A 26562-nucleotide genomic window follows, 5' to 3' on the forward strand; every position below is an offset into this window, starting at 1 on the left:
TCACAATGCATCCCAAGTACCGCCCGGACATTGACGGCCTGCGCGCCATCGCGGTGGGCTCGGTGCTGGTCTACCACGCGTTCCCGAGCCTGTTGCCCGGGGGGTTCATCGGAGTCGACATCTTCTTCGTGATCTCGGGTTTCCTGATCACGACCATTCTTCTGCAGGGGCTGGCGGCCGGCGATTTCAGCTACCGGGATTTCTACGCGAGACGCATCAGGCGCATCTTCCCTGCGTTGGTGCTTGTCTTGCTGGCCACGCTGGCTTTCGGCTGGTATGTGCTGTTGCCGGGGGAATTTTCGCAACTCGGCAAGCAGATCACGGGCGGTGCCGCTTTCTTCGCCAACCTGGTGTTCCTGGGCGAGTCCGGCTATTTCGACGCCACTGCGGAGACCAAGCCGCTTCTTCACCTGTGGTCGCTTGGCATCGAGGAACAGTTCTACATTTTTTGGCCGCTTCTGTTGGGGCTGGCCTGGCGCAAGCGTTGGCCCATCCTGCGCGTGACCCTGGCGGTGGCGGCGATTTCTTTCTTGGTCAATGTGCTGACGGTGCAGCCGCATCGTGCGGCCGCCTTTTATTCGCCGCTGTCGCGTGCCTGGGAATTGATGGCTGGCGGCTTGCTCGCGGCGATGCGGCTCCAGGCTGCGAACGGGGCGGCGCACTCACGGTCGTGGGCGAGGCATGTGCAATCGATCGTTGGCGTGGGGCTGATCGTGCTGGGCCTGGCAATGACGCGCAGCACGAAGGCGTTTCCAGGGTGGTGGGCGCTGCTGCCGGTGCTGGGTGCAGTGAGCTGCATCGCAGCGGGACCAAACGGTGTGCTCAACCGATATTTGCTGTCGAACCGCCTCATGGTGTGGGTCGGGCTGATCAGCTATCCGCTTTATCTGTGGCATTGGCCGCTATTGTCGTACGCGCGCATCATTGAAGGAGGGGAGCCCTCGCTCGAATTGCGCGTGGTGCTCGTCGTTGCGGCCATCGTGCTTGGATGGGGGACCTACAGATTCGTTGAGCGCTTTGTCAAGCTTCATCTGTCGATGAGGCTGCTGCGCGGCCTGGCGGGCGGCGGCGCAGCGCTGGCACTGGCTGGCGTGCTGGTTTTTCTGGGAATACCGTCCCCCCGCAACGGCAGCCAAGCGCTGCAAGCCGTGGCGGACGCGACGCAAGAAGACAACTACTACGACGGCTTTCAGGAGGATGCACTGGGCGGACAATTCGTTTACCGCACCGGCCAGGGAAAGCACAACGTGCTCCTGATCGGGGACAGCCATGTCGAGCAATATGCGCCCCGCGCCCTGGAACTGGTGCGCACTGAGCCAGCCAAGGCGCGCACCGTCTACTTCGCGACGAAAGGCTCCTGTCCGCCAGTGCCGGGGTTGTTCTCCCGGCTCGACGCCGGCGCCGACTGCGACGAGCGGAGAGCAGCGGTGCTCGAGTTGGCGCTGCAGCCGCAGATCGACACAGTCGTGCTCGGCGCCTGCTGGAGCTGCTACTTCACGGGCACTGGCCTCCTCGTGAACTACTTTCTGAACGACAGCAAAGCCGTGCATCCGCTCGTGAACGGGGACGGTGTAGATCTTTCGTTGAAATCGCTAGGCGAGGTGTTGAAGCGGCTCTCGGCGCGCAAGAAGGTCTATCTAGTGCTGGGCAACCCGGTGGGCCTGGATTTCGATCCGCTGAAGCAGATTCAGGGCAGCCGCCTGGGAACGATGACAGCGTCGTCCGGGCGCCTCACGGCCCCGGTGCCGCAGGATCAGGCGGAACTCAATGCGCGGTTGAAGCGGTTGGCATTGGAAAACGGCGCGCGGGTCATCGAGCCCTTCGCCAGCCTCTGTGCCTCAGGCGCCTGTATCCGCAGCATGCCGGACGACGATTCCCCGGCGTACAAGGACATCGGTCACTTACGGCCCAAATACACACGCAGCTTCGCGACGTATATCGATCCGGCGCTCCTGAACGAAGACGCAAACGGGAAATAGCCTGCGCGTACTTATTGGATCTTTGGATCGCCGAAAGGCTCTTCGTCCGGCGGTGCCTCGGCCGCCATCCTGAATTCCTCGCTGGCCCAGGCACCCAGGTCGATGCCCTTGCAGCGTGCGCTGCAGAACGGCCTGTAGGCATTGCTTGGCGCGTAGATGCTGTCGCCGCCGCACGTGGGGCAGCGGACGATCCGCTCGCCTTTGTCGTTCACGCCGGTCATGCGCAGAGGGTCAGCTCGAAAGGCGCGTCGTCCGAGCTTTGATGCAGGCGGTCGTCCTTGTCGTGGCGCATGAGGCGCACCGACACCATGAGGCGATTGCCGCTGATTTCAGGAATGAGGCCCAGCTTGGGGTCGATGCGCAGGCGCAGCAACTGGAAGCTGCGGCCCTGGGGCAGGTTCTGCTGGAACTGGCCGTTGGTGGCGATCACCTTGTAGGGCACGTCGGCGTCGCGCAGCAGCTTGAGCAGCAGGTAGATCGACGAGGCCAGCGGCGAGAGCGTGTTCGACCAGCGTTCGAGGTCGGCACGGCGGCTGGCCGGCGGGCGATGCTGCCAGGCGTAGTAGGCGGGCAGGTCGAATTCGCAGGTGCCGCCCGGAATGCCGGCGCGGCTGCGGATGCTCATGAGCCACTCGTTTTCCGTCAACGCCTGCCCGGCCTTGCCGGCCACGCCGTTGAGGGTGGTGAAGTTGCGCTCGAGCTGGCCGATGACCTGGTCGAGCACCGTTTCGGCAATGGCCGGGTTGCCGCGGTAGCTGTTGAAGACGCTCTTGTGCTTGTCGAGGTCGCGCAGGACATCGGCCTTGAGGTCGGCCCGCGCGGCGACGTCCATGATCTCGAAGATCGTGATCAGGGCGTAGTGGTGGGATAGCGGCGATTCAGCGGGCACCAGCTCGCCCAGGCGGCGAAACAGGTGCTCCAGCCGCAGGTAGGTGCGGATGCGCTCGTTGAAGGGGTACTCGTAAAGGATCACGCGTATCGTTTTTTCACGTCAGGTTCGAGCTCATTGCGACTTGGCTGCCGGTGGCGGAAACACTTGTCGCACAGCCTCCAGCATACGCTGACCGAAAAGAATGTATCCGCGGGTCGAGACATGGGTTTCGTTGGCGGGGAAAAGGTCCATGACCTTGAAGCGGTTCTGCTCCGCGAGCGCGAACAGGTCCGGCCCGATATTTTGCGGGTTGAACGCGGCCCTGAACTCGTCGGCATGGTTTTGTTGCAAATACACCGTGCTCTTGTTCGGAACCACCATCCAGACGACCTTGTATGGCGCCGCGGTGGCCTCGAAGTTTTTCATGAACTGGGCCGACTTGACCGACAGCGCCGGGTTGACGCGGTCTTCGGCGGTCATCAGCAGCTTGTTGCAGGCGTGGTGGCTGAACTGCTTGCAGCCGTCGGGCACGACACGCGCGTCGATCAGCGGGCCCCAGCGCTCGGGCGTGTTGGTCCAGCTGTCGGAGGCCAGGATTGCCCTGGTGTTGTGGTACGTGTACCAGCCGCTGAGCAGTTCGGCGTCCCAGTTGAGCTGGAAGCCGGGTGCGGGCTTGGCCGGGTTTTCGAAGGGGGGCGGGGTCGGCTTGAAGGCGTGCTTCATGGTCCCGCACGACTCGGATTTTTCGATGCGGTCCTCGAGCAGCCGCTCGATGCTCTCGATGATCACGACCTTGCCCTTGAAGCCGGACTTTTCGAGCCAGCCCGAGAAATCGCCGCACACCACGCCGCCGAGGTTGTCCCAGTGTGTGGTGGTCATCTTGTAGCCCGCGCCCACCAGTGCCGATTGCCAGGCGTAGCGCACCGAGAAGCTGTCCCCGATCACCAGGATGTCGGACTCGTTGATCGGCCAGGTCTTGACGTCAGCATCCGGAATGGGCGGCGGCGGCTCGTGCCAGCCGAATTCGCGCTCGGAGATGCGCCCGATGCGGGTCAGGTCGCCATAGGGAATGGGTGTGAAGAGGCTGGTCAGCAGCAGTGCGCAGCACACCAGGTAGCCCGCGGCGAAGATGCGAAGCCAAACCTTGGCCGATTTCGTGTCTTCCATGTCAGAACTGGAAATAGAGGAACGGGCTGTAGCTGCCGAACTTCGACAGGCACAGGCCAAAAAGATAGACACAGCCCAGGCCCGTGACCCAGGTGGCCAGGCGCTGCAGGTGCGGCCGGCCGGCCAGGCCGGCGACGTTCGGGATCCAGCGGTCGAGCGTGATGGTGGGCGGCAGCGCCAGGCAGATCACCAGGCCGGCCAGGATGGTCTGGAAGAACTCCGGCTTGCGGAACGGGACCTTGAACTCGCTGAACGCCGAAACGGGCGCGCCGTGCATGCCCAGCATGCCCTTGTAGATCTCGATGGCGGCCGACATGCTGTCGGCGCGGAACACGACCCAGGCGATCATGACGCAGACAAAAGTGATGAACCATCCGACCACGCGTCCGAGGACCGTGCTGGTGGTCTTGCCACGCCGCACCTTGGCGTTCCAGAAGTGGTTGACCATGAGGTAGGCGCCATGCAGCGCGCCCCAGATCACGAAGGTCCAGGCCGCGCCGTGCCACAGGCCGCCCAGCAGCATCGTGAGGAACAGGTTGATGTAGCGGCGCGCCGGCCCCTTGCGGTTGCCGCCCAGCGGCACGTAGAGGTAGTCGCGCAGGAAGGTCGACAGCGAGATGTGCCAGCGGCGCCAGAACTCGATCATGTTGGTCGACTTGTACGGCGACCGGAAATTGAGCGGCAGCTGCACGCCCACGCACAGCGACAGCCCGACGGCCATGTCCGAATAGCCGGAGAAGTCGAAGTAGATCTGCAGCGTATAGGCCAGCACGCCGAACCAGGCCGTGTACAGCGAGGGCAGCACGCCTTCGTGCACGCCCTTGAACATCATGTCGGCGTACTGGCCCAGCGGGTCGGCGATCAGCATCTTCTTGGACAGGCCGAAGACGAAGATGCCCAGCCCCAGCGCCAGGTTGCGGGCGTTGATCTTGTAGGTGGCCGGGTTGTTGAACTGCGGCATCATCTGCGCGTGATGCAGCACGGGGCCCGCGATCAGGTGCGGGAAGTAGGTCACGAACAGGACGTAGTGAATGAAGCTGCGCTCGTGCACCTTGCCTTGCCAGCAGTCGACCAGGAAGGCGATCTGCGTGAAGGTGTAGAACGAGATGCCGATCGGCAGCACGATGTGCACCAGGTCGATCTGCGAGAAGCCCGCGGCGGCCAGGCCGGCGTCGATGTTCTCCAGGAAGAAGTTGGCGTACTTGAAGATGGCCAGCACACCCAGGTTGATCACCAGCGCGATGATCAGCAGGGCCTTGCGGTGCTTGTCTTCTCGGCCGGGAGACGGCGTGAGCCGCAGGCCGAACCAGTAGTTGATGCAGATCGACCCCAGCAGCAGCGGCAGCGCCTTGACGCTCCACCAGCCGTAGAAGAAGAGCGAGGCCAGTGCCAGGAAACCCGCCGCCGACCGGGGACTGCGCGCGCCGATCAGGAAGAAGCCGATCAGGACCAGCGGGAAAAATACAAAGATGAAAGGGTACGAATTGAAAAGCATCGTGAGGGGCGCTGAGGCGTGCGCCGTTTGACGTGATCGTCGTGTAGCCGTCGCGGCGTCAATCGTTAATTATCGCGTGCCCGTCCGAACCCACCGTTCCCAGAGACCCCGCACCTGCGCACCGAGTTCCTCCAGGGTCAGGTCGTCGTTGTAGATGACGGCGTCCGCGGCTGCCCGGCGTGCCTTGCGCGGGGCTTGCTGGGCGATCACCGCCCTGGTCGCCTCGGGTGCCCACCCCGAGCGGGCAATCACCCGTTTGAGCTGGGTCTCTTCGCGGGCGTCGACCACCAGCACCCGGTCCACGATGGCGCGCCAGCGACCGGACTCGACCAGCAGCGGAACGTCGAAGACGACGACGGCATCCGGGCCGGCCGCCGCGGCCTGGCGCCGGGTTTCCGCGCCGATCAGCGGGTGCAGGATGGATTCGAGCCGGGTCTTGGCGCCAGCGTCCGCGAACACGATCTGGCGCATGGCGGCCCGGTCCATGCCGCCGTCGGGTGCGATCACGCCGGGGCCGAAGGCGGCCTCCAGGGCCGGCATGGCGATGCCGCCCGGCTGCGCGATCGAGCGCGCGATGGCGTCGGTGTCGACCAGGACCGCGCCCTGCGCGACCAGCAGCGCGGCGACCGTGCTCTTGCCGCTGCCGATGCCGCCTGTCAGCCCGATGCGCCGCACCATGGCCTTGCCGGTCAATGCACCAGCGCGCCCAGCGGGAACGCGAACGGGATCCACTGCTTCACGAGCTCCGGACCCGCCACCAGGCAGACCAGGCCCGCGCCGGCCAGGAACGGGCCGAAGGCGATGGGGATGTCCTTGTGCGCCAGCTTGCCGGCGAAGCGCAGTGTCAGGCCGATCACGGCGCCCACCAGCGACGAGACGAGGATGATCGCGATGAGGTAGTCGGCGCCCAGCCAAGCTCCCAGCGCGGCGAGCAGTTTGAAGTCGCCATAGCCCATGCCTTCCTTGCCCGTGATCAGGCGAAAGCCATGGTACACAAGCCACAGGCTCAGGTAGCCGAACACCGCGCCCCAGACGGCGGCGTTGAGCGAGACGCCGGTCCAGCCCATGGCCGCGCCGACGAGGCCTAGCCACAGCAGCGGGTAGTTGAGCGAATCGGGCAGGAACTGGGTGTCGAAGTCGATCAGGAACTGGCACACCAGCAGCGCCCCGAACGCGGCCCACAGGACGCCTGCGGGGGTGATGCCGAAGCGATAGGCGCACAAGGCAAAGAGCCCGGCGGTGATCAACTCGACCAGCGGGTAGCGCGGGCTGATCCTCGTCTTGCAGGATGCGCAGCGGCCGCGCAGCAGCACATAGCTCAGCACGGGAATGTTCTGGTACCAGCGGATCTCGTGGCCGCAGCTTCCGCAGCGCGATGCCGGGCGCATGAGGTTGAAGGGGGGCAGGGCCTCGATGGCCGTTGCCGCCTTGTCGGCCGCCGCCTCGAGCCCCGCCGGAGGCGCGGCTTTCGGCCCGAAGACCAGCGACCAGAGCGACGGCATGTCCTTGGACGACATCAGGTTGGCCACGGCCTCGGACAGCCAGTCCCGATACATCATCACCGGAACGCGGTAGATGACGACGTTGAGAAAACTGCCGATCAATAGCCCCAGGACACCGGCGAAAGCGGTGTCGATCTCCCGCGAAACGAGCATCAGACGACCTGGCCGAGCTTGAAGATGGGCAGGTACATCGAGACCACGATGCCGCCGATGATGGTGCCCAGGAACACGATGATGATGGGCTCCATCAGGCTCGAAAGGCCCGCGACCATGTCGTCCACTTCGGATTCGTAGAAGTCGGCGGCCTTGCCGAGCATGTGGTCGATGGAGCCGGATTCCTCGCCGATGGCGGTCATCTGGATGACCATCGAGGGGAAGAGATTGGCGTTGGTCATGGCCGCCGTGAGACTGGTGCCGGTCGAGACTTCCTGCTGGATCTTGGCCGTGGCGTCTCCATATACGGAGTTGCCCGAGGCGCCGCCCACGGAGTCGAGAGCTTCCACCAGCGGCACACCGGCGGCAAACATCGTTGCCAGCGTGCGGGTCCAGCGAGCCACGCAGGATTTTTCGATCAGTGCGCCGAAGATCGGGATGCGAAGCAGCACACGGTCCATGACCTTCTGGAAGCGCTCGTTGCGTTTCCAGGCTTGCAGGAAGAAGTAAACGCCGCCGCCGATGCCGCCGAAGATGAGCCACCAGTACGAAACGAAGTACTCGCTGATCGCCATCACGAACAGCGTGGGTGCCGGCAGGTCGGCGCCGAACGAGGTGAACACCTGCTTGAACGCCGGAATCACGAAGATCATGATGATGGCCACCACAACGAAGGCCACCACGACCACCGAAGTCGGGTACATGAGGGCCGACTTGATCTTGGACTTGATCGCCTCGGTCTTTTCCATGTACGTGGCCAGCCGGTCCAGCAGGTCTTCCAGGATACCGGCGGCCTCGCCGGCCTCCACCAGGTTGCAGTAGAGATTGTCGAAGTACTTCGGAAACTTGCGGAAGGCCGCCGAAAGGGACGTACCCGTTTCCACGTCGCTGCGGATGTCGTTCAGCAGCTTGGCCACGCTCGCGTTCGCGTTGCCGCGCCCGACGATGTCGAAGGACTGCATCAGCGGCACGCCGGCCTTCATCATCGTTGCCAGCTGTCGCGTGAAGATGGCAATGTCCTTGGGCTTGATCTTCTTGCCCGAGCGCATCCGCCGCTTCTTGATCTTCGAAGCGAGCACGCCCTGGCGGCGCAACGCAGCCTGCACCTGGTTTTCGCCGGCGGCCCGAAGTTCGCCACGCACCAGCTTGCCGTTGCGGTCCTTGCCTTCCCACTCGAAGACAAATTCCTTGTGTGTGGGCTGGGAGCGGGAGGATGCCACTGTTGCCATTCGATCTCCGGATTTCAGTGTGTGCGTTATTCGTTGGTGCAGGCCACGACTTCTTCGAGCGAAGTCAGGCCCTGCATGACCTTGCGCAGGCCGGACTGGCGCAGCGAGCGTACGCCTTCTCTCTCGGACTGCTGTGCGATGTCGAGTGCGCTGCCGTCGCGCAGGATGATTTCCTGGATGGCCTCAGAGATCGGCATCACCTGGTAGATGCCGACACGGCCCTTGTAGCCGCCGCTGCATGCCGGGCAGCCGACGGGGCGATAGGGCTTCCAGCTGCCGTCCAGTTGCTCTTCCTGGAACCCCGCGTCGAGGAGGGCTTCGCGCGGCACGTCCGCGGGCGCGCGGCAGACGGTGCACAGCCGCCGCGCAAGGCGCTGCGCGGTGATCAGGATCACGCTCGATGCGATGTTGAACGGCGCGATGCCCATGTTGCGCATGCGCGTGAGCGTGGTCGGCGCGTCGTTGGTGTGCAGCGTCGAGAGCACCAGGTGGCCCGTCTGCGCCGCCTTGATCGAGATGTCGGCGGTTTCGAGGTCGCGGATTTCACCGACCATGATGATGTCGGGATCCTGCCGCAGGAACGCGCGCAGCGCGGCGGCGAAAGTCAGCCCCGCGCGTTCGTTGACGTTGACCTGGTTGACGCCCGGCAGGTTGATTTCAGACGGGTCTTCCGCCGTCGCGATGTTCACGCCCGGCTGGTTCAGCAGGTTCAGGCAGGTATAGAGCGACACCGTCTTGCCGGAGCCCGTCGGGCCGGTCACCAGCACCATGCCGTAGGGGCGGCCGATGGCATGCAGAAGCCGCGCCTTCTCGTCGGCGTCGTAGCCCAGCGCATCGATGCCCAGGCGCGCACTGCTGGGGTCGAGAATACGAACGACGATCTTCTCGCCGAACAGCGTGGGCAGCGTGCTCACGCGAAAGTCGATCACGCGGTCGGGGCCGATCTTGAGCTTCATGCGGCCGTCCTGCGGCACGCGCTTCTCGGAGATGTCGAGCCTCGAAATCACCTTGATGCGGGAGGCGAGCTTGTCCTTGATGACGGTCGGCGGGCTGGCGACCTCGCGCAGTTCGCCGTCGACGCGAAAACGCACGCGGTAGTTGTGCTCGTAGGGCTCGAAGTGAATGTCCGATGCCCGCATGCTGACGGCGTCGAGCAGCATCTTGTGCAGGAACCGCACCACCGGCGCGTCTTCTACTTCGGCAATCGCCTGCTCGTTGGCGTCTCCAGAGGTGTCGGGCGTGACTTCGTCGAACTCGAACTCGCTGCCGACGATGCTGTTGATGGTCTCGGCCGCGCTCACGGCGGCGGCTTCGATCATGCGCGAGAGCTTGTCGTATTCCGCGATGACCCAGTCGACGCCCATCTGCGACGCGAACTTGATCTTCTCCGCCGCCTGCTGGTCCGAAGGGTCGGCCGTGGCAACGATCAGCCGGTTGTTGCGCTTGCTGAGAACGACGATGCGGTAGGCGTGGCAGAGCTTCGGGTCGAGCAGGTCCTTGGGCAGGCGCTGGTGGTCGATGGCGTCGAGGTCGAGCAGCGGGGCGCCGAATGCGCTGGAAAGGGTATGGGCAAGGTCCGCGGCCGACACGGCGCCCGTGCCGGTCAGTTCCGCGATGAAGCTGGTGCGGCCACTCAGTGACTTCTGGTAGATGTCTTCCGCCGTCTTGGCGGCCAGCTTGCCGGCCGAAACCAGGGCGCGTGCGAGCCCTGGAAGCGCTATCTGCGCGGATTCTTTGACTGGAAGTTCGGCAGCGGCCATTCAGCGAATGCAAAAGATGTGAAAAAGTGCTTCACGATCATCGCTGAACACTCCTGTGCTGTAAATCGCTACACAGCAACAGGCATGGCCATTTATTTATGCCAGCCAAAGGCTGGTCGGGGTGAGAGGATTCGAACCTCCGGCCTCTACGTCCCGAACGTAGCGCTCTACCAGGCTAAGCTACACCCCGATGGTTGCAAGAAAAGAGAAGTCGTCCTAGATGTCAACTCAGGTGAGGTGTTCAGGCACGTCGCTCAAGCAACTGAGCCGCTAATTGTAGCAAACCTGAAGCGTGCAAATTGGACGGAAAGCCATTCAATGCATGAATTGCTCGTTGTGCCTCTGCAGCAGCGGCTTCGCGGGAAGCATCCAGCGCCCCGGTTTCGCGAACGATCTCGACTACCTTGCCCAGTTGGGCAGTATCTCCGGCCTCGATGGCGGCGCGCACGAGCTGGCTCTGCGCAGGCGTTCCGCGCTGCATCGCAAAGATGAGCGGCAGCGTGGTCTTGCCTTCGCGCAGATCGTCGCCGACGTTCTTTCCTGTCTCGTTGGCGTCGCCGGCATAGTCCAGCACGTCGTCGATCACCTGGAAGGCGGTGCCCAGCGCCTGCCCGTAGGTGGCGCAGGCTTCCTCGACCTCGGGCGTGGCGCCGGCCAGCACGGCGGCGAGCCGGGTGCTGGCTTCGAAAAGCTTGGCGGTCTTCGAGCGGATAACGCGCAGGTAGGCGGCTTCATCCAGCGAAGCGTCGTGCATGTTCATCAGCTGCAGCACTTCGCCTTCGGCGATCACGTTGGTCGCCTCGGCCAGGATCTGCATCACGCGCATGTTGTTGGCGTCCAACATCATCTGGAAGGCGCGCGAGTAGAGGAAGTCGCCGACCAGCACGCTGGCCGGATTGCCGAACGATTCGTTGGCCGTTGCGCGTCCGCGGCGCAGGGTCGATTCGTCGACCACGTCGTCGTGCAGCAGCGTCGCGGTATGGATGAACTCCACCACTGCCGCCAGATTGAAGCGCTGCTCGCCGGTGTATCCCAGCGCGCCTGACATCAACAGCAGAAGCGCCGGCCGCAGGCGCTTGCCGCCCGCGGAGATGATGTATTTGGAGACCTGGCTGACCAGCGGCACACCTGTGTCGAGGCGGCGGGCGATGACACGATCGACTTCGACCATGTCGCCGGCAATCAGGTCCAGCACGGTGGCGGTGGGGGTGGTGTCGGCGGCGGGAACTGGCAAAGCGGAGGCGCGGAGCGCTGCTGAAAGTAAGGGCGGCCCAGGGGCCGGGACGCGCAAATTATAGGGAGCCGTTACCTTCCGCAGGCAGCGTGCCAGGGGCGGGGTGGTTAGCGAACACAAACCGCGCTATAATCTTGGGCTCTGCGGAATTCGCCGCGGGGACTCAATTTCTAAGAGGTTTACATGTACGCGGTCATAAAAACCGGCGGCAAGCAGTATCGCGTTGCTTCCGGCGAAAAAATTAAAGTAGAACAGATTGCTGCGGACGTAGGCCAGGAAATCGTGATCGACCAGGTTCTGGCTGTCGGAAACGGCGCTGAAATCAAGGTCGGCACGCCCCTGGTGTCCGGCGCAACGGTGACAGTCACGGTACTGTCGCACGGCAAGCACGACAAGGTTCGCATCTTCAAGATGCGCCGTCGCAAGCACTATCAGAAACGTCAAGGCCATCGCCAGCAGTTCACCGAACTGCAAATCGGCGCGATCGCCGGCTAAGGAGAAGATTCCATGGCACAGAAAAAAGGCGGCGGCTCAACGCGAAACGGGCGCGATTCCAAGCCCAAGATGCTCGGCGTGAAGGCCTTCGGCGGCGAACTGATCAGCGCAGGCTCGATCATCGTGCGCCAGCGCGGCACCCAGTTCCACCCCGGCGTGAACGTCGGCGTGGGCAAGGACCACACGCTCTTCGCCCTGGTCGACGGCCACGTGTCGTTCGGTCAAAAGGGTGCACTGAACAAGCACACGGTCAACGTGACGCCCGCGGCGTAAGCCTCGAGTCACTTCGATCAGCCCGAGGCCCCGCATTGCCGGGGCTTCTTCATTTGTAAACTGGACATCCCATGAAGTTCGTCGACGAAGCCTTCATCGACATCGCCGCGGGCGATGGCGGCAACGGCTGCGTGTCGTTCCGTCATGAGAAATACAAAGAGTTCGGCGGCCCCAACGGCGGCGACGGAGGCCGGGGTGGCCATGTCTTCGCGGTGGCCGACTCGAATCTGAATACTCTTGTCGATTTCCGCTACTCGCGCCGCCACGAGGCCAAGCGCGGAGAGCACGGCATGGGCTCCGACATGTTCGGCGCCGCGGGCGAGGACATCACGCTCAGGATGCCGGTCGGCACGATCATCTCCGACGCAGAAACCGGCGAGGTGCTGTTCGAGCTCCTGGCGGAAGGCGAAGTCATCACCATTGCCAAGGGTGGCGACGGTGGCTTCGGCAACATGCGCTTCAAGAGCGCCATCAACCGCGCCCCGCGCCAGAAGACGCCCGGCTGGCCCGGCGAGAAGCGCAGTCTCAAGCTCGAACTCAAGGTACTGGCCGACGTGGGCCTGCTGGGCATGCCGAATGCCGGCAAGTCGACGCTGATCAGCGCCATCTCGAATGCCCGTCCGCGCATCGCGGACTACCCCTTCACCACGCTGCACCCGAACCTCGGCGTCGTGCGCGTCGGGCCGGAGCAGAGCTTCGTGGTGGCCGACCTGCCCGGGTTGATCGAGGGTGCTTCCGACGGTGCCGGCCTCGGCCATCTTTTCCTGCGTCACCTGCAGCGCACCCGTCTGCTGCTGCACGTGATCGACATGGCGCCGTTCGACGACAGCATCGACCCGGTGGCGCAAGCCAAGGCCATCGTCGGCGAACTGAAGAAGTACGACGCCGCGCTCTACGAGAAGCCGCGCTGGCTCGTGCTCAACAAGCTCGACATGGTGCCCGCCGACGAGCGTGCCGCGCGCGTCAAGGACTTCGTCAAGCGCCTGCGCTTCAAGGGGCCGGTGTTCGAAATCTCTGCACTCACGCGTGAAGGCTGCGAGCACCTGGTGCAGGCCATCTATCAGCAGGTCAAGGCGCAGCAGGTGGCGGAGCATGCGCCGGTCGAGGTAGATCCGCGCTTCATTCCGCTGCCGCCCGAAGGCGCCTGAGCAGCGGCAGAGCATCGAAAGATGCTACAAATCAGATAGCAATCAACGCAGCATCCACGACCGCTACAGCCGAAATGACTTCGAATTCTGGATCCACCGCCTTGCGGGATGCCCGCCGTATCGTCGTCAAGGTGGGCTCCAGCCTCGTGACCAACGAGGGGCGCGGTCTCGATGAAGCGGCCATCGGCGAATGGTGCCGCCAACTGGCGGAACTCGTGCGCGACGGCCGCGAGGTCGTCATGGTGTCGAGCGGTGCCATTGCCGAAGGCATGAAGCGGCTCGGCTGGCGCACCCGCCCGCACGAAATCCATGAGTTGCAGGCGGCAGCGGCGGTCGGGCAGATGGGCCTGGCCCAGATGTACGAGACCAAGCTGCGCGAGAACCAGATCGGCAGCGCCCAGGTACTGCTGACGCACGCCGACCTCGCCGACCGCGAGCGCTATCTCAATGCGCGTTCGACCCTCGTCACGCTGCTGCGGCTGGGCGTCGTCCCGGTCATCAACGAGAACGACACCGTCGTCAACGACGAGATCAAGTTCGGCGACAACGACACGCTTGGCGCGCTCGTGGCCAACCTGGTCGAAGCCGATGCGTTGGTCATCCTCACGGACCAGAAAGGCCTCTACACGGCCGATCCGCGCAAGGACCCGGAAGCGAAGTTCGTGCACGAAGCCGCGGCGGGCGATCCGGCGCTCGAGGCAATGGCCGGCGGTGCGGGGTCGAGCATCGGCAAGGGCGGCATGATCACCAAGATCCTCGCGGCCAAGCGCGCCGCGGGCTCGGGCGCCTCCACCGTCATTGCCTGGGGGCGAGAAGCGGATGCGCTGCTGCGCCTGGCGAAGGGCGAATCCATCGGCACGCTGCTGGTGGCGCAGACCGCCAAGCACCAGGCCCGCAAGCGCTGGATGGCCGACCATCTGCAATTGCGCGGCGCCGTTGTTGTCGACGCAGGGGCGGCTGCCAAGGTGCGGGCCGAGGGCAAGAGCCTGCTGCCGATCGGCATGACGGGGGTGTCGGGCGAGTTCTCGCGCGGCGACGTGATCGCGGTGCGCGATACCGAGGGCGTGGAGTTGGCTCGTGGCCTGGCCAACTATTCGAGCGTGGAAGCGCGGCTGCTCTGCCGCAAGCCCTCGTCCGAATTCGAGCGCCTGCTCGGCTACGTGGCGGAGCCTGAGATGGTCCACCGCGACAACATGGTGCTGATGCCCGGCTAAGGCTGAAAACGACAACGGGGCGCGAGGCCCCGTTTGTTTTTGGTTTACTGCACTTCCCGGACGGGGTTCCGGATGTTCTGGACCATTTCTCCGACCGATGCGCGCGGGGCATTGCCGCGGCACAGTGCCTGGCCGGCCAGCGCCTTGGTGTAGCTGGAGTTCAGGTCGTAGAACCGCTTCCACTCGGGCTTTTCGTTCTCGTGCCAGCTGCCTTCGTTGTAGCGGGCGTAGCTTTTCATCTCCGAGGTCGAGCAGCGCACGCCTTCGTAGAAGGCATTGACGGCGCCGCCGGAACGGTTGTGCGCCACCACCACATAGCGCACGATGCCGTCGTCCGTGATGGCGATCGTGTTCGGGTCTATGCCGAACTGCAGGCTCATGTACGGCGGCATCGAGATCTGCAGCAAGCGGCTTTCGCTGAACGCCGGGGGCGGCGGAACGGCGGTTTCGGCCCACTCCTTGTCCGTCTCGGAGCGCTTGGGCGGCGGCGGCATGCCGGCCTGGGCCCAGTCGGCGTTGTCGGTGTCGTGGTTGCCCGAGGCGCAGCCTGCGAGGATGCCGAAGCAGGCGAGCAGGAGCGCGCGTTCAGCGTTGCGTCGGAAGGAAGGGCGCGTTGTGGTTGGGAGAGGGGTCATCGCTCACTGAAGGAATGTCTGGATGCGGATCGAAGCTGCCGCCCGGCGGCAGGTCCAGTCCGGGAGGCGCCCCGGTGTCCAGCGAGTGGCGCTCGAATTCTCGGGCGCGCACGTTGCTGCGCAGGAAGCGGTTGCGGAAATCCTGCCGTGGCAGGTAGCGAGCAAGCTCGGTGAGCGCCATCTCGTAGACGCCGCGCTTGAACTCGACGACAACGTCGAGCGGCACCCAGTAGTCATGCCAGCGCCAGGCGTCGAATTCAGGATGGTCGGTTGCACGCAGGTTGAGATCCCAATCGTGGCCGACGAGTTGCAGTAAATACCAGATTTGTTTCTGGCCCTTGTAGTGGCCCCGTGCGTCACGGCGGATGAACCGATCCGGCACCTCGTAGCGCAACCAGTCGCGGGTACGGGCCACGATGCGCACATGCTCCGGATGGAGCCCCACTTCCTCGTGCAGTTCCCGGAACATGGCTTGCTCGGGACTTTCGCCGCGGTCTATGCCGCCTTGCGGAAACTGCCAGGAATGCGTGCGTATGCGTTTGCCCCAGAAAACCTGGTTTCTCTGGTTGAGCAGGATGATGCCGACGTTGGGCCTGAAGCCGTCCCGGTCGAGCATAATCAAACCCCAATTTTTGAACTGAGTCGATTATGCATGCCGGGGTGCCCTCGGCAAGCTGCGATGCAGGCTCTCAGGGTCTCTCCGGGGGAGCAGTTCCCCACTTCCATTTCGTTTCCATCACCGCGATCCCGATGAAAGCTTCCCGATTTTTTGTCTCCACCCTCAAGGAAGCGCCCGCTGACGCAGAGGTCGCGAGCCACCGGCTCATGATGCGTGCCGGCATGATCAAGAAGCTCGGTACGGGCATCTACACCTACATGCCCATGGGGCTGCGCGTGATCCGCAAAGTCGAGGCGATCGTGCGCGAGGAAATGAACCGCGCCGGCGCCGTCGAAATGACGATGCCGGTGGTGCAGCCGGCCGAGTTCTGGCAGGAGACAGGCCGCTTCGAGAAGATGGGCCCCGAGCTGCTGCGCATCAAGGACCGGCATGACCGGGACTTCGTGATCCAGCCGACCAGCGAAGAAGTGGTCACCGACATCGCCCGCCAGGAAATCCGCAGCTACAAGCAGCTGCCGAAGAATTTCTACCAGATCCAGACCAAGTTCCGTGACGAGCGCCGTCCGCGCTTCGGCCTGATGCGCGGGCGCGAGTTCATCATGAAGGACGCCTACAGCTTCGACCGCGACCTCGACGCGGCCAAGGCCAGCTACCAGGTGATGGCGCAGGCCTACCGCAACATCTTCGACCGCTTCGGCCTGCGCTACCGCGCCGTGGCGGCCGACAGCGGCGCCATCGGCGGCGACCTGAGCGAAGAGTTCCAGGTGATCGCCGCCACCGGAGAGGACGCCATCGTCTACTGCCCCGACAGCGACTACGCCGCCAACATGGAAAAGGCCGAGGCGCTCGCCCCGGCCGGCCCGCGCCCCGCTGCCGCCAAGGCGCTCGAAAAGACGCCGACCCCCGGCAAGAGCACCTGCGCCGACGTGGCCGAACTGCTGGGCGTGCCGCTTTCCACCACCATCAAGTCGCTGGTGCTGGCCACCGACATCCTCGACGAGGCCGGCAATCCCAAGGGCTCGCAGGTCTGGCTGCTGCTGCTGCGCGGCGACCACGACATGAACGAGATCAAGGTCGGCAAGCTGCCTGGACTGAACCAGGGCTTCCGCTTCGCCACGCTCGCCGAAATCGACGAGCACTTCGGCTGCAAGCCCGGCTACCTGGGTCCGCTGAACCTCAAGAAGCCCGTCAAGCTCGTGGCCGACCGCGAGGCCGCCGTGCTGGCCGACTGGATCACCGGCGCGAACGAAGTCGACTTCCACATGACCGGCGTCAACTGGGGCCGCGATCTGCCCGAGCCCGACTTGGTGGCCGACATCCGCAACGTGGTCGCCGGCGACGCGTCGCCCGATGGCAAGGGCGTGCTGGCCATCGAGCGCGGTATCGAGGTGGGCCACGTGTTCGTGCTGGGCACCAAGTACAGCAAGGACATGAACGCCACCTACCTCGACGAAGGCGGCAAGCCGCAATTCCTCGAGATGGGCTGTTACGGCATCGGCATCACGCGCCTGCCCGCCGCCGCCATCGAACAGAACCACGACGAGCGCGGCATCATCTGGCCCGACGCGCTGGCACCGTTCACCGTGGTGGTCTGCCCGATCGGCATGGACCGCAGCCCCGAGGTCAAGGTGGCGGCCGAAGCGCTCTACGAAGAACTGCTCGCCAAGGGCGTCGACGTGCTGCTCGACGACCGCGGCGAGCGCCCCGGCGCGATGTTCGCCGACTGGGAACTCATCGGTGTGCCGCACCGCGTGGTCATCTCCGACCGCGGCCTGAAGGAAGGCCAGCTCGAATACCAGGGCCGGCGCGACACCGCGGCCACCAAGGTACCTGTGGCCGGCATCGCCGAATTCATCAGCGGCAAGCTCGCGAAATGAGCCTGGAGGGCGGCCTCTCGCGACGCCATTGCCTGGGCGGCGCCATGACGGCAGGCGCCCTCGCGGTGTTGTCGCTGCCCCGGACCGCCCAGGCCGGCGCGCAGATCGAGGAGCCGCTGATCGACTCGGTGCGCACCGCGCTGAGCTCGGCCATCCACAACAAGGCGCCGCCGGTGCCAGAGTTCCCGAACACCGAGGCCCGGCTGGTCTATCTGCGCTGGCTCGGCGAAATGAGCGAGCGGCTCAAGAAGAAGATCCCCGACTGGCCGTCGCGCAAGGAATTCCTGCAGACCGCCTGGTACGAGTCCAAGCGCTCGGGCCTCGAGGTGAGCCTTGTGCTGGGGCTCGTGCAGGTCGAGAGCAATTTCCGCAAGTTTGCGGTGTCGAGCGCCGGCGCGCGCGGCTACATGCAGGTGATGCCGTTCTGGACGCGCGTGATCGGCGACTCCGACCCCGGCAAGCTGTTCCACATGCAGACCAACCTGCGCTTCGGCTGTGTCATCTTGCGCCACTATCTCGACCGCGAGAACGGCGATCTGTTCATGACGCTCGGCCGCTACAACGGCAGCCGCGGCAAGTCGCCTTACCCGAACGCGGTATTTGCCAACCAGCGGCTCTGGGTGTTCAACGACAGGGACCGCGAGCGCGACCGCTCGGCCGCCTGACGCCTGACGCCTGACGTTCAGGCCGCCGGCGCTTTCGCGGTACCGGAGCCCTTGGTGACCATCACCTGGTCGATGCGGTAGCTGTCCACGTCCATCACCTCGAAGGTGTAGCCGCCCCAGCTCACGTTGTCGGTGCGCTTGGGCACCCGGCGCAGCATCACCATCAGGAAGCCCGCGAGGGTCTCGTATTCCTCCGAATGCGGCAGCTCGTCGATGTGCAGCGCGCGCTGCACGTCCTGGATGGGCGTGATGCCGTCGATGAGCCACGAGTTCTCGTCGCGCTGCACGATCTGCTCTTCGTCGGGCATCGACACCAGGTCGCCCATCACCGTGCTCATCACGTCGTTGAGGGTGATAACGCCCACCACCAGGCTGTATTCGTTGACGATGATCGCGAAGTCTTCGTGCGCCTGCTGGAACTGCTCGAGCACCTCGGTGAGCGACAGCCGGTCGGGAATGACCAGCGCCTTGTGTAGCGGCAGGCCCTGGTCGAAGGCCAGCGGCTGGCCGCTGAGCACGCGCTGGAACATGTCCTTGGCGTCCACGTAGCCCAGCACGTGGTCGATGTCGCCGTCGCACACCGGGTAGGCCGAGAAGGGCTCGGCGACGATGCGCGCGCGCAGCACCGACTCGGGGTCGTCGTGCAGGAACCACGCGATGCTCTCGCGTGCCGTCATCACGCTGCTCACCAGCCGCGTCTCCAGCTCGAACACATTGGCGATCACCTGCTGCTCGCGCACCGCGAGCACGCCGGCCCGCGCGCCGGCTTCGGTCATCGCGAGAATGTCGGCCGAGGTGATCTTGTCGTCGCGTGCCATCGGCATGCCCAGCGCCTTGAAAAGCAGGTCGGTGCATCGCGTGAAGAACCACACAAGCGGCTTGAAGGTGGTGATCAGCAGCAGCATCGGCCCGACCATGCGCACCGCCAGCTGCTCGGGGTTGCTCATGCCCAGCCGCTTGGGGAACAGGTCGGCGAACACCAGGAACACCGCGATGACGATCACGAACGAGCACAGGAACGCCACGTTGCCCGAGGCCTCCACGCTCAGCCATTTCTCGAAGAAGACGGCGAAGTAGGGGCTGAGCGACCCTTCGCCCACCACGCCGCCGAGGATGGCCACGGCATTGAGGCCGATCTGCACCACGGTGAAATAGTGGCCCGGCTGCTCCTGCACCCGCAGCACCTTCTCGGCCCGAGGGTCGCCTTCGTCGGCCATCTGGCGCAGGCGCAGGCGGCGCGAGGCTGCCAGGGTGATTTCGGCAAGGGAGAAGAACGCGCTCAGCGCGATCAGCAGGACGATGATGAGCAGGCTTTGGGTCAGGGTCATGGTGGCACGGCGAAGACCGTCATGGTGCCATGACTAAGGGACTATTCCAGCGACACGAAGTGCGCGAAGCCTGGGAGAGGGCTTATATCCCGCCGTGCGGATGGGTCGGGTCGACCCAGAGTACGGATTCGGGCTTTTCGACAGGTTCGATGTCGAGATTCACCGCCACCGCCTCGCCATCGCTGCGGCACAGCACGCATTCCAGCGTCTCGGTGGCGCTGGCGTTGATTTCCTGGTGCGGCACGTAGGGCGGCACGTAGATGAAGTCGCCCGGCCCGGCCTCGGCAGTGAACTCGAGCTTCTCGCCCCAGCGCATGCGGGCCCGGCCGCGCACGACGTAGATCACCGATTCGAGATGCCCGTGATGGTGCGCTCCGGTCTTGGCATCGGCGTGGATGGTCACGGTGCCGGCCCACAGCTTCTGCGCGCCGACGCGGGCGAAATTGATGGCCGCCGCCCGGTTCATGCCGGGCGTCTGGGCGGTGTTCACGTCGAGCTGGTTGGCGGCGACCACGCGCACGCCGTCGTGCTTCCAGGCCGGTTCGCCTTCGTGCGGATGGCCATGTGAATGGCCGTGCGAGTGGCCGTGATCGTGGCTCATCGTGGAGCCCGCCGGATCAGGCCGAAGCGCCGCCGCCGATGACCTGCTGCAGCTCGCCCGACTCGTACATCTCCATCATGATGTCCGAGCCGCCGACGAACTCGCCCTTGACGTAGAGCTGCGGGATGGTGGGCCAGTTGCTGTATTCCTTGATGCCCTGGCGGATGCCGTCGTCTTCGAGCACGTTGACGGTCTTGAGCGCCTTGGTGTCGACGCCGACCGCCTTGAGGATCTGGATCGCGCGGCCGGAAAACCCGCACATCGGGAAACTTGCGTTGCCCTTCATGAAGAGCACGAGGTCGTTGGTCTTGACGAGGTCGTCGATACGTTGCTGGGCGTCGGACATGGGGACTCCTGAAAAGTGGGCTGAAGGGATTATTTCACCGTGCGCCAGATTCCGCCGGAGCAGCGCTGGATGCCGGCGAGGTCGTCGCGGCTTTGCACTTCGGCGAAACCGCGTTCGGCGAGCAGTTGGCGCACCGCGGCGGCCTGGTCGTGGCCGTGTTCGAGCAAGAGCCAGCCCCCTTCCGCGAGGTGCGCGGGGGCGTGCCGGACGATCTGGCGGATGTCGTCGAGCCCGTCGGCACCCGCGACCAGCGCGGAGACGGGCTCGTGCCGCAGGGCGGGCAGGTGCGGGTCGTTGGCGGCGATGTATGGCGGATTGCTGGCGATGACCGTGTAGCCGGTCTCGGCGCCGTCGAGCCAGTTGGCCAGGGCGAAGCGCACCGGCAGGCCCAGGCGCCGGGCGTTGGCCTGCGCGACCGCCAGCGCGTCGGCGCTGGCATCGACCGCGTCGACCCGCGCATCGGCGCGTGCGTGCTGCAGGGCCAGTGCGATCGCGCCACTGCCCGTGCCGAGGTCGAGCACGCGCGGCGCGGCGCGGCCTTCGAGGCACTGCAAGGCCCATTCGACCAGCGTCTCGGTGTCGGGCCGTGGCACCAGCACCCGTGCGTCGACCCGCAGGTCGAGCCCGTGGAATTCCTTCTCGCCGAGCAGGTACGCCACCGGTTCGCCAGCGATGCGGCGCGACAGCTGCGCGGAGAGCGCGGACCATGCGGCGTCCGGCATCGCGTCGGTGTCGTGCGCCAGCAGCCATGCGCGGTCGTGCGGCGCGCGGCCGAGCGCACGCAGCAGCAGCAACTGCGCGTCGAGCCGGTCGATGCCCAGAGCGATGCCGGCGGCCAGCGCCTGCGCCACGGTGGACGGCTTCGGGTCGTCGGTGCTCATCACGCCGGCAGGCTCGATTCCAGCTCGGCCAGCTGCTCGGCTTCGCGCGCTGCGCGCAGGGCGTCTAGCACGTCGCCGAGGTCGCCTTCCATGATGGCCAGCAGCTTGTAGAGCGTGAGGTTGATGCGGTGGTCGGTGAGCCGGCCCTGCGGAAAGTTGTAGGTGCGAATGCGGTCCGAGCGGTCGCCGCTGCCGATCAACCCCTTGCGCATGGCGGCGTCCTTGGCGGCGCGCTCGCTGCGCTCCTTCTCCTGGATGCGCGCCGACAGCACCTGCAGCGCCTTGGCCTTGTTGCGGTGCTGGCTGCGGTCGTCCTGGCACTCGGCCACGATGCCGGTCGGGATGTGCGTGATGCGCACGGCCGAGTCGGTCTTGTTGATGTGCTGCCCGCCCGCGCCGCTGGCACGGTAGGTGTCGATGCGCAGGTCGGCCGGGTTGATCTGCACGGCCACGGTTTCGTCGGGCTCGGCCAGCACGGCGACCGTGCAGGCGCTGGTGTGGATGCGGCCCTGTGTCTCGGTGGCCGGTACGCGCTGCACGCGATGGCCGCCCGACTCGAAGCGCAGGTGGCCGAACACGTCGTCGCCGGAGATGCGCACCACCACTTCCTTGTAGCCGCCGAGTTCGCTCTCGCTCTCGCTCACGATCTCGCAGCGCCAGCCGGCGCGCTCGCAGTAGCGCGTGTACATGCGCAGCAGGTCGCCCGCGAACAGCGCCGACTCGTCGCCGCCCGTGCCCGCGCGGATTTCGAGGAAGGCGTTGCGCGCGTCGTCCGGGTCCTTGGGCAGCAGAAGGCGCTGCAGCTCTTCCTCGAGCTGCACCAGCTCGGCCTCGGCGCCGGAGATTTCCTCGCGCGCCATCTCGGCCATGTCGGGGTCGTCGAGCATTTCCCTGGCGCCAGCGATGTCGGCCTCGCGTTGCTTGTGGCGCTCGTAGCGGCCGGCGATCTGGGTGACTTCGGCATGCTCGCGCGAGATGGTGCGGTACTGCGCCATGTCGCTCATGATGTCTTCGCGCGAGAGCAGGAAGTCGAGCTCGCCGAGGCGCTGGGCGTAGCGTTCGAGTTGGTGGCGCAGAAAGGATTTCACGGCGGAAGGGGGCTCGAAAAAATGGGAGGAAGCCGCAATGCAGCGGCAGGCGCAATGAAGGCTGCGGCCGGCCAGGAGAAGGCTGTGGCCGGGCCGCTGGCGAGCGTCGCTAACGCTCTTTGCGCAGGAACAGCCGCGAGATGGTCTGTGCCGTCTGCTCGCGCGAGGTGGCGTCGCCCGCGTGCAGTTCGGCCAGCGCGCCGTGCATCATCTTCTGCGTGAGCCCGCGCGACATGGCCTCGAGCACTGCCTCGACCGATTCGCCCTTGGCCAGCAGCTTGCGGGCACGCGCCATCTCCGCGGCACGCCATTCATCGGCCTGTGCGTTGAGCTGCTGGATCAGCGGCACGGTGCCGCGCTGGCCCAGCCAGTGCATGAAGCTCTGCACGCCGGCGTCGATGATGACTTCGGCCTGCGCCACGGCGGCCTGCCGGTTGGCGTGGCCCTGCTGCACCACCTGCGCGAGGTCGTCGACGGTGTAGAGGTACACGTCCTCGAGCGCCTTCACTTCGGGTTCGATGTCGCGCGGCACGGCCAGGTCGACCATGAACATCGGGCGGTGCTTGCGTGCCTTGAGCGCACGCTCGACGGCACCCAGGCCGATGATCGGCAGCGTGCTCGCTGTGCAGCTCACGACGATGTCGAACTCGGCCAGCCGCGCGGGCAGGTCGGCCAGCCGCATGGCTTCGCCGCCGAAGCGCGAGGCCAGCTTTTCGCCGCGTTCGAGCGTGCGGTTGGCGATGCCGATGGACTTCGGTTCCTTGGCCGCGAAGTGCGTGGCCGCGAGGTCGATCATTTCGCCGGCACCGACGAACAGCACGCGCGTCTTGCGCAGATCTTCGAAGAGTTGTCCGGCCAGGCGCACGGCCGCGGCGGCCATGCTGATGGAATGCGCGCCGATCTCGGTGGCGGTACGTACTTCCTTGGCCACGGCAAAGGAGCGCTGGAACAGCTGGTTGAGCGTGCTGCCGAGTGCGCCGGCGGTTTCGGCCGCGCGCACCGCGTCTTTCATCTGGCCCAGGATCTGGGCCTCGCCCAGCACCATCGAGTCGAGCCCGCTGGCCACGCGGAAGGCGTGGCGCGCGGCTTCGTCGTCATGCAGGGTGTAGGCATGCGAGCGCAGCAGGGCGGGTGCCACGCCGCCGCTCTGGGCCAGCCAGCCGAAAGTGTGGTCGAGCGCGGCGTGTTCGGACGCGCAATAGATCTCGGTGCGGTTGCACGTGGAGATGATCGCGGCCTCGACCTGGGGATGGCGGCCGGTGCCGAAAGAACTGCGCAGGCTCTGCAGCGTGGGGGCGATCTGGTCGAGCGCGAACGCAAAACGACCGCGCAGATCAAGCGGCGCGGTCGTGTGGTTCAAGCCAAGAGCCCAGACAGACATGCCCATGATTATAAAATCAGCAACCGCACCGGGCTTGCGCAGGGACAAATGGCTTTCCCTATGACAGCCATAAGCCCCGCCGCATGACCTCCCGCACGCATGCGGCCCCCCATGGACCTGCTCGACCTTCTCGATCACCTGCTCAATTTCGTTGCACCGGCCGCCTTCATGGCGCTGGCGCTGGTGTTCGCGGGCCGCTACCTGGGCGGCAGGCGTGCCGGCGTGCCGCGCTGGTGGGCGCAACTGGCGCTCGTGTTTGCGGCCGGTGTCGCGGTGCTGGTGGCCGGCCTGGCGGTGTTCGGCCACGACGGGATGATGGCGACCTACGCCGCGCTCGTGGTGGTCTGCGGCACCGTGCAATGGCTGGCGATGCGCGGCTGGCGCCGCTGAAAGCCGCTCAGGCCGGGTTCAGGCCGGGTTCAAGCCGGCGGATCATGTAGACCGACCGGCCGGGGTAGGTGGCGAGCCGGGCCTGTTGCTCGGCACCCTCGGGTTGCGTTGCCGCATAGCCCTGGCGCTCCCAGAAACCGACCGAAGACTGCACCGACACCAGCGTCGAATGCCGCCATCCGGCCAGCGCCGCATGCGCCCAGGCATGGCGCACCAGCCGTGGACCGAGACCCAGCCCCGAAGCATCGGGGTGTACTGCCAGGTCGTGCAGGTACAGCGAATCGGCCTGCGGGGCCACTTCGAACTCGCCGTGCAGCGGCGTCAGCTTGCCGGCCACCGACGGATAGCCCGCCAGATAGGCCCGCACGCCGCCGCCATGCTCGGCGACCCAGCCCGTATGGGGCGCGGCCGCGAGCCGGCGCGCGATCAGTTCGCCGTCTTCCACGAAGCCCGCGCCGTAGCAGGCGAGCTGGATCGCCAGCACGGCGTCGAGGTCGGCGGCGCGCATGTCGCGCACGAAGGCGGCGTCCGACACGATCAGGCCAGCAGCAGCTTGTCGTCGTCCAGCTTCTCCCCGCGGGTCTGCTCGAACATGCGCAGCAGGTCGGGCACGTCGAGGCCGGCGCGCTGGGGGCCGGCCACGTCGAGGATCACCTGGCCCTCGTGCAGCATCACCGTGCGCGAACCGTAGTCCAGCGCCTGGCGCATGCTGTGCGTCACCATCATCGCGGTCAGCTGGCCGGCCTCGACGATCTTGGCCGTCAGCTCCAGCACGAAGGCGGCGGTCTTGGGGTCGAGCGCGGCGGTGTGCTCGTCGAGCAGCAGGATGCGCGAGGGCTTGAGCGAGGCCATCAGCAGGCTCACCGCCTGCCGCTGGCCGCCCGACAGCAGGCCGATGCGGTCGGCCAGCCGGTTCTCCAGCCCCAGCTTCAGGATCGACAGCTTCTCGCGGAACAGCTCGCGCAGGTTGCGGTTCAGCGCGAAGCCGAAGGCCCGGCGTTCGCCGCGCTTCCATGCCAGCGCCATGTTTTCCTCGATGGTCAGCGCCTCGCAGGTGCCGGCCATCGGGTCCTGGAACACGCGGGCCACCATGCCCGAGCGCTGCCAGGCGTTCATGCGGGTCACGTCCTTGCCGTCGATCTCGATGCCGCCCTTGTCGACGATCAGGTCGCCGCTCACCGCATTGAGAAAGGTCGACTTGCCCGCGCCGTTCGAGCCGATCACGGTAACGAACTGGCCGGTGGGAATCTCCAGGCCGAGCCCGCGCAGCACGCGGTTCTCGATCGGCGTGCCCGGGTTGAAGGTCATCTCGAGTTGTTGGGCGCGCAGCATCAGTTCTTCCCCTTGAAAAGCGCGCGCAGCTTGCGCTTGTAGGCCGGCACCAGCAGCGCGAACGCCACCAGCACGGCGGTGACCAGGTTCAGGTCTTGCGCCTGCAGGCCCATGAAATCGGTGTTCAGCGCCATCGCAATGAAGAAGCGGTACAGCAGCGCGCCCAGCACGCAGGCCAGCGTGGTGATGACCATGCTGCGCGCGGGCAGCAGCGTCTCGCCGATGATCACCGCGGCCAGGCCGATCACGATCGTGCCCACGCCCATCGAGATGTCGGCCGTGCCCTGGCTCTGCGCGAACAGCGCACCGGCCAGCGCCACCAGCGCGTTCGACAGCGCCAGGCCGGCCATGGTGTGGAAGTCGGTCGAGATGCCCTGGGCCCGCGCCATGCGCGCGTTGCCGCCGGTGGCGCGCATCGCCAAACCGGCTTCGGAGGCGAAGAACATGTCGACCAGGATCTTGGCGACGATCACGATCAGCAGCAGCAACAGCGGCTTGGCCCACTGCTCCGGCATGCCGCCGAAGTCGACCATGCTGAACACAGTCGGTTCGGTGATGAGCGCCACGTTGGGCTTGCCCATCACGCGCAGGTTGATGGAGTACAGCGCGATCATCACCAGGATGCTCGCGAGCAATTGCATGATCTTCAGCTTGACGTTGAGCCAGGCCGTGACCCAGCCCGCGGCGGCGCCGGCCACGCAGGCAACCGCGGTGGCGGCCACCGGGTTCCAGCCGGCGACGATCAGCGTCGCGGCCACGGCGGCGCCCAGCGGGAAGCTGCCGTCCACCGTGAGGTCGGGAAAGTTGATGATGCGAAACGACATGAAGACGCCCAGCGCGACCAGTCCGAATATCAGACCGATCTCGATGGCGCCCAGCGAAGCGATGAGGGACATGTT

At 65.6% G+C, this 26562-nt stretch carries 28 protein-coding genes and 1 tRNA gene; 8 read left to right on the forward strand and 21 right to left on the reverse strand.

Going from position 1 to position 26562, the window contains the following annotated elements:
* Positions 1-5 precede the first annotated feature (5 nt).
* Positions 6-1979 carry an acyltransferase family protein gene (locus ACQY8B_RS02610; protein ID WP_422085270.1) on the forward strand — a complete coding sequence of 658 codons (1974 nt, stop codon included), beginning with the start codon at positions 6-8 and terminating at the stop codon, positions 1977-1979.
* 11 nt (positions 1980-1990) lie between these two features.
* Here the strand turns inward: ACQY8B_RS02610 and ACQY8B_RS02615 are convergent, their stop codons facing one another.
* The 10 genes from ACQY8B_RS02615 to ACQY8B_RS02660 all read right to left on the reverse strand — a co-directional run bounded on the left by ACQY8B_RS02615 (position 1991) and on the right by ACQY8B_RS02660 (position 11390).
* Positions 1991-2200, reverse strand: coding sequence for a DNA gyrase inhibitor YacG (locus tag ACQY8B_RS02615; RefSeq protein WP_422085271.1), 210 nt, complete (start codon positions 2198-2200; stop codon positions 1991-1993).
* Positions 2197-2952 carry a cell division protein ZapD gene (zapD, locus tag ACQY8B_RS02620; protein WP_422085272.1) on the reverse strand — a complete coding sequence of 252 codons (756 nt, stop codon included), beginning with the start codon at positions 2950-2952 and terminating at the stop codon, positions 2197-2199. Before zapD ends, ACQY8B_RS02615 begins: the two co-directional genes overlap by 4 nt.
* 30 nt (positions 2953-2982) lie before the next feature.
* Positions 2983-4017, reverse strand: a complete 1035-nt coding sequence (locus ACQY8B_RS02625) for a hypothetical protein (protein WP_422085273.1) — start codon at positions 4015-4017, stop codon at positions 2983-2985.
* A gap of 1 nt (position 4018) precedes the next feature.
* On the reverse strand, positions 4019-5512 hold the full coding sequence (locus tag ACQY8B_RS02630) for an MBOAT family O-acyltransferase (protein ID WP_422085274.1): 1494 nt from the start codon (positions 5510-5512) through the stop codon (positions 4019-4021).
* 69 nt (positions 5513-5581) lie between these two features.
* Positions 5582-6190, reverse strand: coding sequence for a dephospho-CoA kinase (gene coaE, locus ACQY8B_RS02635; protein WP_422089138.1), 609 nt, complete (start codon positions 6188-6190; stop codon positions 5582-5584).
* A gap of 11 nt (positions 6191-6201) precedes the next feature.
* The gene (locus ACQY8B_RS02640; RefSeq protein ID WP_422085275.1) at positions 6202-7167 is read right to left on the reverse strand and encodes a prepilin peptidase; all 966 of its coding nucleotides are present in this window, start codon (positions 7165-7167) and stop codon (positions 6202-6204) included.
* On the reverse strand, positions 7167-8396 hold the full coding sequence (locus ACQY8B_RS02645) for a type II secretion system F family protein (RefSeq protein WP_422085276.1): 1230 nt from the start codon (positions 8394-8396) through the stop codon (positions 7167-7169). The genes ACQY8B_RS02640 and ACQY8B_RS02645 overlap by 1 nt, the downstream gene beginning before the upstream one ends.
* A gap of 26 nt (positions 8397-8422) precedes the next feature.
* Entirely contained in the window at positions 8423-10156 is a 1734-nt protein-coding gene (pilB, locus tag ACQY8B_RS02650) for a type IV-A pilus assembly ATPase PilB (protein WP_422085277.1), read from the reverse strand.
* Positions 10157-10269: 113 nt separating this feature from the next.
* Positions 10270-10346: transfer RNA gene (locus ACQY8B_RS02655), tRNA-Pro, on the reverse strand.
* A gap of 51 nt (positions 10347-10397) precedes the next feature.
* Positions 10398-11390, reverse strand: a complete 993-nt coding sequence (locus tag ACQY8B_RS02660; protein ID WP_422089139.1) for a polyprenyl synthetase family protein — start codon at positions 11388-11390, stop codon at positions 10398-10400.
* A 183-nt stretch (positions 11391-11573) separates the two neighbouring features.
* Between ACQY8B_RS02660 and rplU the strand changes: the two genes are divergently transcribed.
* From rplU to proB, 4 genes are all read left to right on the forward strand, one after another.
* The gene (rplU, locus tag ACQY8B_RS02665) at positions 11574-11885 is read left to right on the forward strand and encodes a 50S ribosomal protein L21 (RefSeq protein WP_057592097.1); all 312 of its coding nucleotides are present in this window, start codon (positions 11574-11576) and stop codon (positions 11883-11885) included.
* A 12-nt stretch (positions 11886-11897) separates the two neighbouring features.
* Positions 11898-12158 carry a 50S ribosomal protein L27 gene (gene rpmA, locus ACQY8B_RS02670; protein ID WP_081267930.1) on the forward strand — a complete coding sequence of 87 codons (261 nt, stop codon included), beginning with the start codon at positions 11898-11900 and terminating at the stop codon, positions 12156-12158.
* 71 nt (positions 12159-12229) lie between these two features.
* The gene (cgtA, locus tag ACQY8B_RS02675; RefSeq protein WP_422085278.1) at positions 12230-13306 is read left to right on the forward strand and encodes an Obg family GTPase CgtA; all 1077 of its coding nucleotides are present in this window, start codon (positions 12230-12232) and stop codon (positions 13304-13306) included.
* A 74-nt stretch (positions 13307-13380) separates the two neighbouring features.
* Complete coding sequence (proB, locus tag ACQY8B_RS02680) at positions 13381-14520, forward strand: glutamate 5-kinase (protein ID WP_422085279.1); 1140 nt, start codon at positions 13381-13383, stop codon at positions 14518-14520.
* A gap of 44 nt (positions 14521-14564) precedes the next feature.
* Here the strand turns inward: proB and ACQY8B_RS02685 are convergent, their stop codons facing one another.
* Both ACQY8B_RS02685 and ACQY8B_RS02690 read right to left on the reverse strand, forming a co-directional pair.
* On the reverse strand, positions 14565-15155 hold the full coding sequence (locus tag ACQY8B_RS02685) for a CNP1-like family protein (protein WP_422085280.1): 591 nt from the start codon (positions 15153-15155) through the stop codon (positions 14565-14567).
* Positions 15106-15771: an RNA pyrophosphohydrolase gene (locus ACQY8B_RS02690; RefSeq protein ID WP_422089140.1), complete on the reverse strand. Its 666-nt coding sequence runs from the start codon at positions 15769-15771 to the stop codon at positions 15106-15108. The genes ACQY8B_RS02685 and ACQY8B_RS02690 overlap by 50 nt, the downstream gene beginning before the upstream one ends.
* Before the next feature lie 134 nt (positions 15772-15905).
* On the opposite strand from ACQY8B_RS02690, the gene ACQY8B_RS02695 reads away from it, so the two are divergent.
* Both ACQY8B_RS02695 and ACQY8B_RS02700 read left to right on the forward strand, forming a co-directional pair.
* A complete protein-coding gene (locus ACQY8B_RS02695; protein WP_422085281.1) occupies positions 15906-17651 on the forward strand; it encodes a proline--tRNA ligase in 1746 nt (581 codons plus the stop codon).
* Positions 17648-18316 carry a lytic transglycosylase domain-containing protein gene (locus tag ACQY8B_RS02700; RefSeq protein WP_422085282.1) on the forward strand — a complete coding sequence of 223 codons (669 nt, stop codon included), beginning with the start codon at positions 17648-17650 and terminating at the stop codon, positions 18314-18316. The genes ACQY8B_RS02695 and ACQY8B_RS02700 overlap by 4 nt, the downstream gene beginning before the upstream one ends.
* 17 nt (positions 18317-18333) lie before the next feature.
* Here the strand turns inward: ACQY8B_RS02700 and ACQY8B_RS02705 are convergent, their stop codons facing one another.
* From ACQY8B_RS02705 to hemA, 6 genes are all read right to left on the reverse strand, one after another.
* Positions 18334-19644: a hemolysin family protein gene (locus ACQY8B_RS02705; protein WP_422085283.1), complete on the reverse strand. Its 1311-nt coding sequence runs from the start codon at positions 19642-19644 to the stop codon at positions 18334-18336.
* Positions 19645-19726: 82 nt separating this feature from the next.
* Positions 19727-20245 carry a cupin domain-containing protein gene (locus ACQY8B_RS02710; RefSeq protein WP_422085284.1) on the reverse strand — a complete coding sequence of 173 codons (519 nt, stop codon included), beginning with the start codon at positions 20243-20245 and terminating at the stop codon, positions 19727-19729.
* A 16-nt stretch (positions 20246-20261) separates the two neighbouring features.
* Positions 20262-20591 (reverse strand): Grx4 family monothiol glutaredoxin, encoded by a 330-nt coding sequence (grxD, locus tag ACQY8B_RS02715; protein WP_198082926.1) that lies wholly within the window; start codon positions 20589-20591, stop codon positions 20262-20264.
* 29 nt (positions 20592-20620) lie between these two features.
* Positions 20621-21472, reverse strand: a complete 852-nt coding sequence (gene prmC, locus ACQY8B_RS02720; protein WP_422085285.1) for a peptide chain release factor N(5)-glutamine methyltransferase — start codon at positions 21470-21472, stop codon at positions 20621-20623.
* A complete protein-coding gene (prfA, locus tag ACQY8B_RS02725; RefSeq protein ID WP_422085286.1) occupies positions 21472-22560 on the reverse strand; it encodes a peptide chain release factor 1 in 1089 nt (362 codons plus the stop codon). Before prfA ends, prmC begins: the two co-directional genes overlap by 1 nt.
* A 109-nt stretch (positions 22561-22669) precedes the next feature.
* Positions 22670-23941, reverse strand: coding sequence for a glutamyl-tRNA reductase (gene hemA, locus ACQY8B_RS02730; protein ID WP_422085287.1), 1272 nt, complete (start codon positions 23939-23941; stop codon positions 22670-22672).
* A 111-nt stretch (positions 23942-24052) separates the two neighbouring features.
* Here hemA and ACQY8B_RS02735 point away from each other — a divergent pair, with 111 nt between their 5' ends.
* On the forward strand, positions 24053-24331 hold the full coding sequence (locus ACQY8B_RS02735) for a hypothetical protein (RefSeq protein ID WP_422089141.1): 279 nt from the start codon (positions 24053-24055) through the stop codon (positions 24329-24331).
* Between the two features lie 7 nt (positions 24332-24338).
* Here the strand turns inward: ACQY8B_RS02735 and ACQY8B_RS02740 are convergent, their stop codons facing one another.
* The 3 genes from ACQY8B_RS02740 to ACQY8B_RS02750 are packed head-to-tail and all read right to left on the reverse strand — an operon-like array spanning position 24339 to position 26559.
* Positions 24339-24866 (reverse strand): GNAT family N-acetyltransferase, encoded by a 528-nt coding sequence (locus ACQY8B_RS02740; RefSeq protein WP_422085288.1) that lies wholly within the window; start codon positions 24864-24866, stop codon positions 24339-24341.
* Between the two features lie 2 nt (positions 24867-24868).
* Positions 24869-25663, reverse strand: a complete 795-nt coding sequence (locus ACQY8B_RS02745; RefSeq protein ID WP_422085289.1) for an ABC transporter ATP-binding protein — start codon at positions 25661-25663, stop codon at positions 24869-24871.
* Positions 25663-26559 (reverse strand): ABC transporter permease, encoded by an 897-nt coding sequence (locus ACQY8B_RS02750; RefSeq protein ID WP_422085290.1) that lies wholly within the window; start codon positions 26557-26559, stop codon positions 25663-25665. Before ACQY8B_RS02750 ends, ACQY8B_RS02745 begins: the two co-directional genes overlap by 1 nt.
* Positions 26560-26562: the final 3 nt, after the last annotated feature.

The organism is Variovorax sp. (assembly GCF_965279555.1).
Classification (GTDB): domain Bacteria; phylum Pseudomonadota; class Gammaproteobacteria; order Burkholderiales; family Burkholderiaceae_C; genus Variovorax.